We start from the raw sequence: 12,667 nt of genomic DNA on the forward strand, positions 1-12,667 counted from the left end.
TTCCGCTCAATTTGCCGGCTTCAAAACGCAATATTTTCATGCTCCGCGAAAGTTGATCGAACCATGCGCATTCCAGCCCGTTTCTGCGCCGATACACTCCGCGTGGGAGGAATCGAAGCGGTGCGTCGGGGGTCGCATTGCTGGACATGAACAACCAGCTTTGAGGCCTTTTGTCGATGACTACCCCTGCTTTGTCGGATCGCAACTTGCGTATCCCGGATCGCAATTTGCGTATCCCCGAACGCGACACGCGTATCTCAGATCGCGATACGCGTATCTCGGATCGCGACACGCGTATCGATGTGCTGCGCGCGCTAGCGCTGCTCACCATTTTCGTCGACCATGTGCCGGGCACGGCTTTTGAGGCCTTCACCTACAAGAATTTCGGCTTCTCGGATGCGGCCGAGGCATTCGTGCTGATTTCCGGCATCTCGGTTGCACTCGCTTATGGAACGAAGTTCCGGCCGGGTGGCCGGCTTCTGGCGACATTGAAGATGTGGCGGCGGGCAGGCATGCTCTACATCGCCCATATCGTCACGACGATGGCGGTGATCGCCCTGTTCTGCGCCGTGGCGGTGTTCACCAGGCGGCCGGAACTGCTGAAACTGATCAACATCGAGCCGTTGATGAAGAACACGCCGGAAGTGCTGGTCGGCATCGTCACGCTCGGCCATCAGCTTGGCTACAACAACATCCTGCCGGTCTATGCCGCGCTGCTTTTGATGGCGCCGGTCTTCGTCCTGTTCATCAGCTACCGGCCCGTCGCGGCGCTGGTCGCGTCCGCTGCGCTGTGGCTTGTCGCCGGCATCTGGCAGATAGCCCCGCCCAACTATCCCGAGCCCGGCTTCTGGTTCCTGAACCCTCTGTCCTGGCAGTTCCTGTTCAACATCGGCTTGGCCGCCATGCTGCATGTCAGGCGCGGCGGCGCCATTCCGGTCAATCGCTGGCTGGTCGGCGCCGCCGCGGCCTATGTGGCGACGGCGCTGGTCTGGGTGCACAGCCCGCTGTGGGGACAGATAACCTGGTTCAAGCTGCCGGTGGTGATCGGCGGCTTCGACAAGACCTTCCTGTCCCTGCCGCGGCTGCTGCATATCCTGGCGGTGAGCTACCTCATCGTCGCCTTGCCGGCGCTGTCGAACCTCTTCCGCACCAGCCCTGACCATCCGTTGGCGATACTCGGTAAGCGCTCACTGCCGGTCTTCATCGCCGGCACGGTGATCGCCATGGTCGCGCAGGTGATGAAACTGATCAATCCGGGCGGGCTTGCCTACGACACCTTGCTGCTATCAGCCGGCATCGCCATGCAGTTCGCGCTGGCCTTCTATCTTGAGTGGCTGTCGACCATCGGCGGCTCGGGCAAGGTCCGCACGGCGCAAAAGGATGTCGCGCCGGTCCGTGCGTCTTTCGGCATCTCCGCCATGGCAAGGGTCAATCGCTGAGAGGCGTGGTTTCAGCCGCGCGGCGAAGCCGACGAGGCGCGCACGATCAATTCGACTGGCAGTTGCTGGCGATTTGTCGCGCCGTCGTTTTCCAGGATCGCCTTGACGGCGAGACGGCCCATCTTGGCAATCGGCTGGGCGATAGTGGTCAAAGGTGGCTCGGATACCGCGGCTTCCGGAACGCCATCGAACCCGACGACAGAGACATCGTTGGGGACGTTCAGCTTGCGCGCGCTCAGCCATTCGAGCGCCGCCAGCGCCATTCTGTCCGACATCGCCAGGATCGCCGTCGGGGGGTGGGCAGAGCCGAAGATGATCTCGAGTCCCGCCTTTGTGCTGGCCGCATCATTGGCGGTTGCGTAGACGGGCACACTGGATGTGTTGATGCCGACCCGCGAAAGCTCCTTGAAATAGCCGGTGAGGCGGTCGCGTGTTCCCGCATACACGGCGGTCTGAACCTGCTCGGGCGAAACAAGGCCGGTTCTCCCGTCGACAAAGGGCAACGCCAGCACGGCAAAGCGGCGGTGTCCAAGATCGGTGAGATGGCGCGCCGCCATGGCGGCACCGGCGACATTGTCGATGCCGATCGCCGCGACCGCCCCATCCTCGGAGTCCAGGTCGAGCGCCACAAAGGGCAATTTGCGCTCACGTGCCAGTTCCACCAGACGCGACCCGCCTTCGATGCAGAAAACGATAAAGCCGTCGACCAGGGCGCTCTGGATGTTCCAGGCGAGCTGTTCGTTGTTGGCGGCCGAAACCAGTGAGATGCCGGCTCCCGTTGCATCGCAGGCCTGCGAGATGCTCGCCATCATGACGCGCGCGAAGGGATCGTCGAAGAAGTAGGAGAGGGGCTCGGCCGTGGCGACGCCAATGGCGTTGACCTTGCCGGCCCGCAACAGGCGACCCTTGGGATCCGGCCCGCCATAGCCCATCGCCTCGGCCGCGGCCTTCACCCGTTCGCGGACTTCCTCGCGCACGATCTCCGGGCGGCTGAAGACATTGGACGCGGTGCCGTGCGAAACTCCTGCCGCCTTGGCGATGTCGGCCAGCCGGACGGGTCTTCGATTGCCTGCGGTGAGTGACGCCATTGTGCGTGCCTCCTGACATGCATTTAGCACGTTCCGGATTTGCATCTAGCACTTTCGTTGGATCGATTCAAATTTTGCTTGACCGGAAATGCTTGGAGGTCTACGTTTGAATCGATCCAAAGCGGCAGACTTGTTCTGCGAAACGGCCCTGGGGAGGTGCGCCATGCATCCCGTCGATTATCTGTTCGAAGACATCTATCGCAACGACTGGAGCATCGGGTCGGGTACCGACAGGTCCAGGCGCCGGGGCAGGACCGGCCCATGGATTCGCGACCTTCGCTTCCTTGTGAAGCGTAAGCGGAGCTGATCGGCGCGTTTCTTTTGCGCCTGCCGATTGGATCGATTCAATGGAGAAAACCATGCATCCCATCAAACATTTGTTCGAGGACATCTATCGCAACTACTGGGGCATCGCGCCGGCCGCCGAGCGGCCGAAGATGCGGCGCCTGACGAAGCCGGCCGCGCGCAATCGCGATCTCTGGGTCCGCACCGAACGTCCCCGGGATTGATCCTACTTGGCCTCAGGAGCGCGGGCGTAGCAGGGCAGAAATGGCTATCCCCAGCCAGCCGGCGATGAGCAGTGTGCCTCCGATCGGCGCCGACATCGGAAACAGTCTCGATCCGAGGAAATCGCGAGCGAGAAGATCGCCCGCGAAAAGCAGGAGCCCGATAAGCAGGACGACGCTCGCGATCCGCAGGCAGCGATTCGCGCCGATGAGGCCGACGGCGAGGAAGACCGGCGCATGCATCAGGAGGAACGACGCGGCCGTGCCGGTGAAGGCACCGCCGCGATGCGCGGCGGCAGCCGACAGCGCCACGCCCGCCGCACCGACAAGACCGCCGGCAAATACAAGGATACGGCTGGGGTCGGCGGAATTCATGTCGGCTGGTTCCCTCTTGCAACGATCTGGAGCCGCTCAGGACTCACTGGCTTCCAGCGCCATATGCCGTGTGCGTCGCGACTGGACAATCCAGTTGTAGACGGCGCCGCCGGCCATCAGGGCCGATGTGCCGAGAAACACCGCCCGCATGCCGAAGTGGCCGCCGACGAAGCCGCCGGTCAATGGTCCCGCAACCTGCCCGACATATTGCGCCGAGATTGCCAGGCCAAGCACATTGCCGCCGACGCCGTCCGGGATGTTGTGGCGGATGACACTGGTGATGCAGGGCAGCAGGCCGCCGAGCGCCAGGCCCATCAGGAAGCGCAACCCGATCAGTTGCCAGCCATTGGTGACGAAGGCTTGCGGAATGAGCAGCAGGGCAGAGACGGCCAACGCCCCGACGACGACGTTCCAGTGACCGACGCGGTCAGCAAGCTTGCCGAGCCATGACGCCGACAGGATGGTGCCCAGCGCCGCTGCCGACATCACCACGCCGGCGACCATCGTCACCCGGCTCGGATCCTCGATGAGCTGCTGCACATAGACTGTGATGATCGGCTCGATCGACATGGTAGCGAAGGCGAGCAGCATGCCGGTTGCCAGCATGGCCACGACCGGGCGCTTGTCGGGGATCTGCGACCAGCCGCTTTTCGGCTTTGCCGTCGACGCGGCTTTGGCCGGCTTCAGGCGCGTGGTCTCCTTGATCAGGAAGGTCGTTGCCAGGAAAGCCAGGAAGATGACGCCGCCGGACAACAGGAAGGTGGCGCGAATGCCGATCACCGGCGGCAGCGCGCCGCCGAGCAGGGGCCCGACCAGCGAACCGGCCGTGATCCCCGCCGACAGGACGCCCAGCGCCCAGCCAGAGCGGTCCTTCGGCGTCTGCATGGCCACCAGTATGGTCGATCCCGAGGAATAGCCGCCGGCAAAGCCGATCAGCAGGCGCAGCAGCACCAGTTGCCAGACCGTCTCGACCATGCCCGTCAGCGACATGCAGATCGCCATGCCGAAGCTGGCGCGCACCAGCATCACCTTGCGGCCGTAGCGGTCACCCAGCCGCCCCCATAACGGCGCGACCAGGGCCGCCGCGAAGAAGGTGGCGCCATAGGCGATGCCGGACCATTGTACGATCGCCGCATGGCCCTGAGCGCCGAGCTGTTCGACATAGAGCGGCAGGAAAGGCAACAGCAGGGTCATGGCGATGAGCGTGCTGAACGAGCCGGCGAAACAGACGGCGAGATTGCGCCGCCAGTGGATGTTGTAGCCGCTTTGTTGCGTGTCTTCCTGTGCCATGTCCTGCCTGCCCGATATCCGCGCTTGTTGCGGATACCATTTTGGGATACCAAACTGGTATCCGTCATCAACTCCAACCCGGCTGCTGTCAATGCGGCTTCGGAACAAGGAAGCGCGATGTCGCAGATGCAGAATGTCGAACGGCAGTTGCGCGAGATGATTCTTGGGCTGGAGATCGGTCCAGGCGAGAAACTGACCGAGCGCTGGATCGAAGGCCGCTTCGGCGCCTCGCGCACACCGGTCAGGGCAGCTCTGCTGCGGCTGGAGACCGAGGGGCTGGTGGGCAGGGACGGCCGCGGCTGGACGGTGTCGCCCATCAACCTCGCCGAGCTCGAGCAGATCGCGGTCTATCGCGAAGCGGTCGAGGTCGCGGCGCTGCGGCTGACATGCACGCACGCCGACGGCAATGCCATCGATGTCATCGAGGCGATGCTCGATTCCTGCGACGAAAGCACTGCGCGGGAGGAATGGCATCGTGTCGGCATGGATTTTCACATCGAACTGGCGCGCCTGTCGGGCAATGAATTCCTGTTCAGGGCTGTGCGCGATGCCATGACGCGCCTGTCGCGCGCCCGCTGGCTGGAGGTGCGTGACGAGGCGGCCCTTGGCCGCGCCTGGGCCGAACATCGCGCCATTCTGGCGGCCACGCGCCTTGGCGATGCCGATGAAGCGGCGCGCCGGCTTTCAGCCCACATCGTCGGCAGCCGCGATCGGCTGGTGACGTCGCTCGCCAACGACCGACGCGGTCTTCGCGCCAGGGGCTTTGCCGTCGTGGCCGCTTAACGCAGGTGCAAGGGCAGGGCGCTCGGCGGGCAAAAGAGGCGGCGTCTGACGCGAAGCACACTTTCGGCCTCGCTTCGCGGATGCCGATGGCGTAAGAGCGGCGATGGAAAACAACCGATTTGAAACACCCGTGACCGTCAAGTCCGTCACGGCAGGAAGCACCCAGCTCCTGCGCACGGCCCGTGAGGCTTCCGATTACCTGCTCAACAGCTGGCCCGGCAAGCGCAGCCCCAAGCATCGCGCAGCGCTGCAGGCCTGCCACGACGCGCTGGCCGGCGACAAGCCGGCGATGAACGCCCGCCGCGCCTTCATCGCCGCGGCGCGTGAAGTGGACGTTTTTGTCAGCGACAAGGCGCCCGCCTGACGCAGGGCGACAACCTGGATTGAGGCAAGGCCCGCATATGCGGGCCTTTTGCCGTCATTCCGCGGTTTCGGTCTCGACCTCGCCCTCGGGCTTTGAACGTTCGCGCTGGGCAACCTTGGCCGCCAGCTTCTCGGCCTTCTTCGCCGCCTTCTGCCGGTCGCGTTCCTTGCGTTCCTGATCGTAGTTTGGTGCTCGCGCCATATCGGCTCCTTTTGTCCTGCCTTGCGGCTCTGACCCTGCCTAGGAGCATTAGCCGTCAAACACAACAGCTGAAGCGACAGTGCGGGCGCTGCCTCAGAAATCCGAAGGGGCTTGCCAGATCGGCGCCACAATGATGTAGGAAACGCCGGGCGCCAGCGTGTTGAGAGCTGCCTGTTTGTTTTGATCAAGTGAATCATGGCCTCAATCGCGCGAACGTCGGCAAAGGTTTTCTACTATGCGCGAAACGCCGCGCGCGACATCTTTCCACAAGCCCTGTTCCGCCGCAGGCTGGCCGTTCGCCTGGAAAAGGCGAGGCTTTGCGATGAGGCTGCGCGCCGACGGTTGAACTACTACAACAAGCTGCAGGATGGTTTCGCGCCCAGCGCCAATGCCATGCGCATCAGCAAGCTGCCCTTCACGCCGACCATGTACTATTACGACCTGAAGGAATTCGCCCGCTACTTCGACCCCGGATTGCTCATCGACATCGAATTCGGCGACGTCAGGAATGTGCCGAAAGTGCCGACGATCGTAAAGGACCGGCCGATCCGTGATGATGACAAGAACGCGGTCATCATGAAGCTCGACAAGTTTCGTCACTTCCAGATGCCGGCCGACGCTATCTCGTTCGGTGACAAGCTGCCGGCCGTGGTCTGGCGCGGCGATCTCAACAATCCGATCAGGACACGGTTTCTGCAAGCGGTGCGCGATCTGCCGTTCTGCGATGCCGGCTCGCACAAGCCCAACGCGCCGGCCGAATACGCCAAGCCCTTTCTCAGCATCGGCCAGCACCAGCGCTACCGCTACATCGTCTCGCTCGAAGGCAATGACGTGGCGACCAACCTCAAATGGATCTTGAACTCGAAGTCGCTCTGCCTGATGCCGCCACCGACATACGAGACATGGTTCGCGGAGCGGCAGCTCGAGGCCAATGTCCATTATGTGCCGCTTGATCTGAATTTCGCTGATCTCGGCGAGAAGGTGCGCTATTTCGAACGGCATCCGGCGCAGGCCGAGCGCATCGTCGCCGCGGCCAACGCCTATTGCCGGAAATTTTCCAATGAGCGAGACGAGCAGGCGATCTCCCTGCTCGTGCTCTACAAATATTTCGTGCTCAGCGGCCAGATCGAACCCGATCCCGAACTCTGGCGCTTCATCGAGGGCTAGCGCGCCTCCGCCTGATGGTCAGATGACGCTGCGGTCGAGAACCATGTCGGCGGGGCCGAAGCGATCCTTTGCCGTCAATTGCTGGTGCCAATAGGGGTAGAGCACGGGCGGGCGGCTGACCGCGTCGAGGCGCTGGCGTTCTTCCGGGCTGAGCTCCAGACTTGCGGCCGCGAGATTGTCCTTGAGCTGGGCGTCGTTGCGGGCGCCGATCACCAGCGAGGAGACGGCGGGGCGGCCAAGCAGCCAGGCAAGCGCCACCTGTGCTGCCGACACGCCGCGGGCCTTGCCGATCTCGACCAGCACATCGACGATCCGCCAGAGCCGGTCCTCGTCGCGGATCGGCGGTTCCGACCAGCCAGCGAGCTGCCGCGCGGTCGGGCTGTCGCGGTGGTATTTGCCGGACAGCAAGCCGCCGGCGAGCGGGCTCCAGACCAGCACGCCCAACCCCTGGTCGACCGAGATCGGCAGCAGTTCATATTCGGCCTCGCGGGCCTCCAGCGTGTAGTGGATCTGCTGGGTGACGAAGCGCTGCTGGTGGCGGCTGTCGCTGATGGCGAGCCCCTTCATCACCTGCCAGCCGGACCAGTTGGAGCAGCCGATATGGCGCACCTTGCCCTGGCTGACCAAAGTGTCGAGCGCGGCGATGGTTTCCTCGACCGGGGTAAGGCCGTCCCACTGGTGGACGAAATAGATGTCGATGACGTCGGTCTTCAGCCGCTTCAGGCTCTTCTCGCACTCACGGATCAGATGGTGGCGCGACAGGCCTTCGTCGTTAGGCCCGCTGCCGATCCGCATGCGTGCCTTGGACGCGATCAGCACGTCGTTCTTGCGCTTGCCGCCGAGCGCCTCGCCGATGATCTCCTCCGACAAGCCGTTCGAATAGACATTGGCGGTGTCGATGAGGTTGATGCCGGCGTCGATGCACATGTCGATCATGCGCTTGGCTTCGGCAAGATCGCTGTTGCCGACCGCGGCGAACGGGCCTGCGCCGCCGAAGGTCATGGTGCCCAAAGTCAGTGTCGAAACCTTCAGGCCGGAACGGCCAAGGGTGCGGTATTCCATGTTAGTCCTCGCGATTGTGTTGAATGGGGGCGCCGCCGAAGGGCCGCCCGGAATGCGACCCGGGATTTGTAGGACAATTTGGCCGCCTTGTCGCCATGCCAGGACGGCGGATCAATCATACCTCGCGGGATTTGTGGCGACGGCGATCGCGCTTGGGCTGCAATAAAACCGTCACTGCCGGCCTATATTGAATTCGGCTAAGGTGTTTCCATTCCAGGCCGCAGGCCAGCAGTTTGGGGTGCCGGACATGAACCGACAGGCTTGCAAGCGGAGCGACCGATATGACCGAGCTAAGACAGAATTCTCCCGCCAAGGACTGGCTCGAAGCCGAGCTCGCCGACACGCTCGACGAAGATTATGAGCTTGAACTGTCGGAGCCGGCGCTGTCGATGGAGATCGCCAAGATCTACAAGAACGCGCATCCGCCTTCGATCGACCGCATGCAATATTTTCGCGACCTGATCACCTTGCAATCCGAGCTGATCAAGCTGCAGTCCTGGGTCGCCTACCACAAGAAGAAGCTGGTGGTGATTTTTGAGGGCCGCGACTCTGCCGGCAAAGGTGGCGTCATCAAGCGCATCACCCAGCGGCTCAATCCGCGCATCGCCCGTGTCGTGGCGCTGCCGGCGCCGACCGAGCGCGAGAAGTCGCAATGGTATTTCCAGCGCTATGTGCCGCATCTGCCGGCAGGTGGCGAGATCGTGCTGTTCGACCGCTCTTGGTACAACCGCTCCGGCGTCGAGCGGGTGATGGGATTTGCCGATGGCGGGCAGGTCGAGGAATTTTTCCGCGACGTGCCCGAGTTCGAGCGCATGCTGGTGCGCTCGGGCATCACCGTGGTCAAATACTGGTTCTCGATCACCGATGAGGAACAGCAGATGCGCTTCCTGATGCGCATCCACGATCCGATGAAGCAGTGGAAGCTGTCGCCGATGGATTTGCAGTCGCGCGTGCGCTGGGAGCAGTACACCAAGGCCAAGGAAGAGACCTTCGCCCGCACCAACATTCCCGAGGCGCCCTGGTTCATCGTTGAAGGCAACGACAAGAAGCGCGCGCGGCTGAACTGCATCGATCATCTGCTCAAGCAGATGCCGTATGAAGAGGTGCCGCACGAGGAGATCACGCTGCCGGAACGCGTCTTCAACCCCGAATACGAGCGCCAGACGCTGCCACGCGAGCTTTACGTGCCGGAGAAGTATTGAGCATTTTTTTCGTTCTCCCCGTTCACGGGGAGGTGAGGAGTGGTCTGCGCTGCAGACGAAAAGCCAACTGCTTGGCTTTTCGAACGACGAACGCCGAAGGGCGGATGAGGAGCAGCGCCAGCGTCGAAAGTTGAGCTTGGCCATTCTTCAACAGTATGCGATCGCTGGCGTCGTCGGCAGCGCAAACCTTCCAAACGTCAGCGCCGCCCCTCATTGCCCTGCCGGGCATTTCTCCCCGTATAGTGACGGGGAGAAAGAGCTCTCGCTACGCCCGCTTGATCAGCACATGCGTGGCAAGCGCCGTCGCCACCTGCTCGGTGCATTGATAGCCAAGCTTCAGCATATCCAGGCCGGCAAACAGGTGCTCGCCCTTGCCAAGCAACACCGGCGAGATTGCCAGATGCATCTCGTCGATCAACCTCTCTTGCAGATACTGCCGGATGGTGGCGACGCCGCCGCCAACCCGCACATCCTTGCCATCAGCCGCCGCCTTCGCCTGCTTGAGCGCCGAATGGATGCCGTTGGTCACAAAATAAAACTTCGTGCCGCCTTCCATCGTGATCGGTGCCCGCTCGTGCTGCGTCAGCACGAAGACCGGCACATGGTACGGCGGGTTGTCGCCCCACCAGCCTTTCCAGCTGTCGTCAGGCCAGTCGCCGCGGATCGGCCCGAACATGTTGCGGCCAAGGATCCAGGCGCCGACATTTTCGAAGCTGCGCGCCGCGAACGCCTCGTTGATATCGGTGGTGCCGCCATCTTGTCCGAGCACCATCTCACGGAAGGTGCGGGTGCCGACAAACCACTTGTGCAAGGATTGCCCACCAACGCCGAGCGGATTTTGCAGATCCTGATCGGGACCGGCGCCATAGCCGTCGAGCGACAGGGTGAAAGCGTTGACGCGAAGTTTGGACATGGAGCCTCCTAACCAATTATGTCTGCAGCCGGTTTCTTGTAGCAAACCGATTGCAATTCGCAAGCGGTATTCCTCACAATGCAGACACGTCCTGACAACGTCGCCAAGTGACGTCCGAACTGTTCCGTGTTGATGCGCTGGGGTGGCCGCCGAAGCAGACGCAATATGAGGCTATTCGCCGGTGCGTTCCATGAAGCGGATGTGGTTGCTGAACGGGTCGATGACCTCGACCGTCAGCCGTCCATCCTCCTGTTCCAGACCAGGCTTCATGTAGCGGTAGTCCTTGGCCGCAAGCTGTTTGTGAAAGTCGCGGATACCTTTCATGTACACAACCATGTTGCCGCCCGGCGTCGCGTCGCCGGCATGTTCGGACAGGTGCAGCACAAGGTTGCCGCGCGACACCTGCGTGTAAAGCGGGAAGTTCTCGCCGTAGCGGTGCTCCCAGTCCACGGCGAAGCCGAGGTAGCCGAGATAGAATTCGTGCGCCTTGGCGACGTCGAAGATGCGTACGATCGGCGCCGTCCGCTCGAAAATGATCGTTTCCTGCCGGGCCGGCAGCGCTTCGATTTTCGCCGACAGGATGTTCCAGGTCGCCAGTCCGAACTGGCGCGCGACGATCTCCAGGGCCTCGCTGTGGCTGATCGTCAGGTCGCGGGCGGCAAGCGCCTCCCGCATGGCTTTCGCCATGGTCTTGGCATTACGATAGGCAAGCATGTCCGCTTCCTCGGGTCACGGCGAAGTCTTCGTCAGTGCCCGCATTGCCGACGCCTTCGCCCGACGGTGAAACGGGTCAGGAAGCACCCTCTGGAGGCGTTCGCCATACCTCTTGGCGAGGTGCGGGCTGCCGGTCGCCTCCGACCGTGCCGCCATCATAGCCGGGTCACGCTGATCTTGTCAGCGCAAAAAATCGGTTGGATTTGCGGAATGTGGCACGCTCTCGGTCGCAGGGCCACGTGCCAAGGGGCGAAAAACTATTCCATCGACAGGATGAGATTGCGCACAACCGGATAGATTTCGCGCTCCCAGCGTTTGCCGTTGAAGACGCCATAATGGCCCACATTGGCTTGCAGGTGATGGCGTTTGAGATGCGGACGCAGTGACCGGCACAATTCATGCGCGGCCGAAGTCTGTCCGAGTGCGCAGATATCGTCGCGCCCGCCTTCGACGGTGAGCAGCGCGGTGTTGCGGATCGCGCCCGGATCGACCAGGCTGCCACGGAAAGTGTAGGTCCCGGTGGCGATCTCCGCCTTCTGGAACACGCGGTCTATGGTCTCGATATAGAATTCCTCGGTGAGGTCGAGCACCGCCAGATACTCGTCATAGAAAGTCTTGATCTTCTCGGCCTCGGCGGTCTCGCCGGCGGCCAGATGGTCGTGCAGTTTACGGTGCGCTTTCGTGTGCCGGTCCACGTTCATACCCATGAACGCGGCAAGCTGGAGAAAGCCTGGATAGACCCGGCGCCCACCGCCGGCATGGCGCCAGGGCACACGCGAGATGACGGAATTCTGGAACCAGGACAGCGACTTGCTGACGGCGAATTCGTTGACCTTGGTAGGACTTTCGCGCGGATCGATCGGACCCGCCATCAGCGTCATCGAGCGCGGCGTCGCCGGATGCCCGTCCTCGGACATGATGGCAACGGCGGCAAGCGCCTGGACGCAGGGCTGGCAAACCGCCAGGATGTGTGCGCCCGGGCCGATCGCCTGCAGGAAGCGAATGATGTAGTCGACATAGTCGTCCACACCGAAGCGGCCGGCGACAAGCGGCACGTCGCGGGCATTGGCCCAGTCTGTGATATAGACTTCGTGGTCGGCCAGAAGTGTCGTCACCGTGCCGCGCAGCAGCGTCGAGAAATGGCCCGACAACGGCGCAATCACCATCACCCGCGGCTGGCGCGTATCCATATCCTTGGCGAAGCGCAAAAGCTTGCCGAATGGCAGGTCGAGCGCCGTTTCGACGCTGACAGGCACATCGCGATTGCCGACCCTGACGGATTTGATGTCGAAATCCGGCCGTGCATGGGTGAGCTTAAGCCGGGCGATCATCTCCAGCCCGGCGGCCAGGCGTTGTTTCAAGCCGTCGCCCGAGACCATGCCGCCCATCTTCGAGCGCATCAGATCGGCGAAAAAGCGCGTCGGGGCGATAATGTCGTCCTGAAGCTGGTAGGCCTGGTACAGCATCGAATACGTCCCATTCCCAGCGGCCATGTGGCAGTGCAAAAAAATCTAGTGCAAAATTTTGTGCATTGCGAGAGGATTGTTGCCGGCAAAGGGCTCG

At 62.5% G+C, this 12,667-nt stretch carries 14 protein-coding genes; 6 read left to right on the top strand and 8 right to left on the bottom strand.

Annotation, left to right across the window (positions count from 1 at the left end):
* Window positions 1–176 precede the first annotated feature (176 nt).
* Window positions 177–1,439, top strand: a complete 1,263-nt coding sequence (locus HB778_RS26920) for an OpgC family protein (protein ID WP_183458350.1) — start codon at window positions 177–179, stop codon at window positions 1,437–1,439.
* An 11-nt stretch (window positions 1,440–1,450) separates the two neighbouring features.
* Here HB778_RS26920 and HB778_RS26925 read toward each other — a convergent pair whose 3' ends face one another.
* Window positions 1,451–2,527 carry a LacI family DNA-binding transcriptional regulator gene (locus HB778_RS26925; protein ID WP_183458352.1) on the bottom strand — a complete coding sequence of 359 codons (1,077 nt, stop codon included), beginning with the start codon at window positions 2,525–2,527 and terminating at the stop codon, window positions 1,451–1,453.
* Window positions 2,528–2,886: 359 nt separating this feature from the next.
* Here HB778_RS26925 and HB778_RS26930 point away from each other — a divergent pair, with 359 nt between their 5' ends.
* The gene (locus tag HB778_RS26930; RefSeq protein ID WP_183458354.1) at window positions 2,887–3,036 is read left to right on the top strand and encodes a hypothetical protein; all 150 of its coding nucleotides are present in this window, start codon (window positions 2,887–2,889) and stop codon (window positions 3,034–3,036) included.
* Window positions 3,037–3,048: 12 nt separating this feature from the next.
* Here HB778_RS26930 and HB778_RS26935 read toward each other — a convergent pair whose 3' ends face one another.
* Window positions 3,049–3,408 (bottom strand): DUF423 domain-containing protein, encoded by a 360-nt coding sequence (locus HB778_RS26935; protein WP_183458356.1) that lies wholly within the window; start codon window positions 3,406–3,408, stop codon window positions 3,049–3,051.
* A 36-nt stretch (window positions 3,409–3,444) separates the two neighbouring features.
* Window positions 3,445–4,698, bottom strand: coding sequence for a multidrug efflux MFS transporter (locus HB778_RS26940; RefSeq protein WP_183458358.1), 1,254 nt, complete (start codon window positions 4,696–4,698; stop codon window positions 3,445–3,447).
* A gap of 117 nt (window positions 4,699–4,815) precedes the next feature.
* Here HB778_RS26940 and HB778_RS26945 point away from each other — a divergent pair, with 117 nt between their 5' ends.
* Both HB778_RS26945 and HB778_RS26950 read left to right on the top strand, forming a co-directional pair.
* Window positions 4,816–5,481 carry a GntR family transcriptional regulator gene (locus HB778_RS26945; protein ID WP_183458360.1) on the top strand — a complete coding sequence of 222 codons (666 nt, stop codon included), beginning with the start codon at window positions 4,816–4,818 and terminating at the stop codon, window positions 5,479–5,481.
* 103 nt (window positions 5,482–5,584) lie between these two features.
* Window positions 5,585–5,845 carry a DUF982 domain-containing protein gene (locus HB778_RS26950; protein ID WP_027028494.1) on the top strand — a complete coding sequence of 87 codons (261 nt, stop codon included), beginning with the start codon at window positions 5,585–5,587 and terminating at the stop codon, window positions 5,843–5,845.
* Between the two features lie 54 nt (window positions 5,846–5,899).
* Here HB778_RS26950 and HB778_RS26955 read toward each other — a convergent pair whose 3' ends face one another.
* On the bottom strand, window positions 5,900–6,046 hold the full coding sequence (locus HB778_RS26955; protein ID WP_183458362.1) for a hypothetical protein: 147 nt from the start codon (window positions 6,044–6,046) through the stop codon (window positions 5,900–5,902).
* A gap of 195 nt (window positions 6,047–6,241) precedes the next feature.
* On the opposite strand from HB778_RS26955, the gene HB778_RS26960 reads away from it, so the two are divergent.
* Window positions 6,242–7,213: a glycosyl transferase family 90 gene (locus tag HB778_RS26960; RefSeq protein WP_183458364.1), complete on the top strand. Its 972-nt coding sequence runs from the start codon at window positions 6,242–6,244 to the stop codon at window positions 7,211–7,213.
* An 18-nt stretch (window positions 7,214–7,231) separates the two neighbouring features.
* Here HB778_RS26960 and HB778_RS26965 read toward each other — a convergent pair whose 3' ends face one another.
* Window positions 7,232–8,275, bottom strand: coding sequence for an aldo/keto reductase (locus tag HB778_RS26965; RefSeq protein WP_183458366.1), 1,044 nt, complete (start codon window positions 8,273–8,275; stop codon window positions 7,232–7,234).
* Between the two features lie 281 nt (window positions 8,276–8,556).
* Between HB778_RS26965 and ppk2 the strand changes: the two genes are divergently transcribed.
* Window positions 8,557–9,477 (top strand): polyphosphate kinase 2, encoded by a 921-nt coding sequence (gene ppk2 / locus HB778_RS26970; RefSeq protein ID WP_183458368.1) that lies wholly within the window; start codon window positions 8,557–8,559, stop codon window positions 9,475–9,477.
* Window positions 9,478–9,742: 265 nt separating this feature from the next.
* Here ppk2 and HB778_RS26975 read toward each other — a convergent pair whose 3' ends face one another.
* From HB778_RS26975 to HB778_RS26985, 3 genes are all read right to left on the bottom strand, one after another.
* Complete coding sequence (locus HB778_RS26975) at window positions 9,743–10,390, bottom strand: dihydrofolate reductase family protein (RefSeq protein WP_183458370.1); 648 nt, start codon at window positions 10,388–10,390, stop codon at window positions 9,743–9,745.
* Window positions 10,391–10,561: 171 nt separating this feature from the next.
* The gene (locus HB778_RS26980; protein WP_183458372.1) at window positions 10,562–11,104 is read right to left on the bottom strand and encodes a glyoxalase superfamily protein; all 543 of its coding nucleotides are present in this window, start codon (window positions 11,102–11,104) and stop codon (window positions 10,562–10,564) included.
* 257 nt (window positions 11,105–11,361) lie between these two features.
* Window positions 11,362–12,570, bottom strand: coding sequence for a polyhydroxyalkanoate depolymerase (locus HB778_RS26985; protein ID WP_183458374.1), 1,209 nt, complete (start codon window positions 12,568–12,570; stop codon window positions 11,362–11,364).
* Window positions 12,571–12,667: the final 97 nt, after the last annotated feature.

It is taken from the genome of Mesorhizobium huakuii (assembly GCF_014189455.1).
GTDB lineage: Bacteria > Pseudomonadota > Alphaproteobacteria > Rhizobiales > Rhizobiaceae > Mesorhizobium > Mesorhizobium huakuii_A.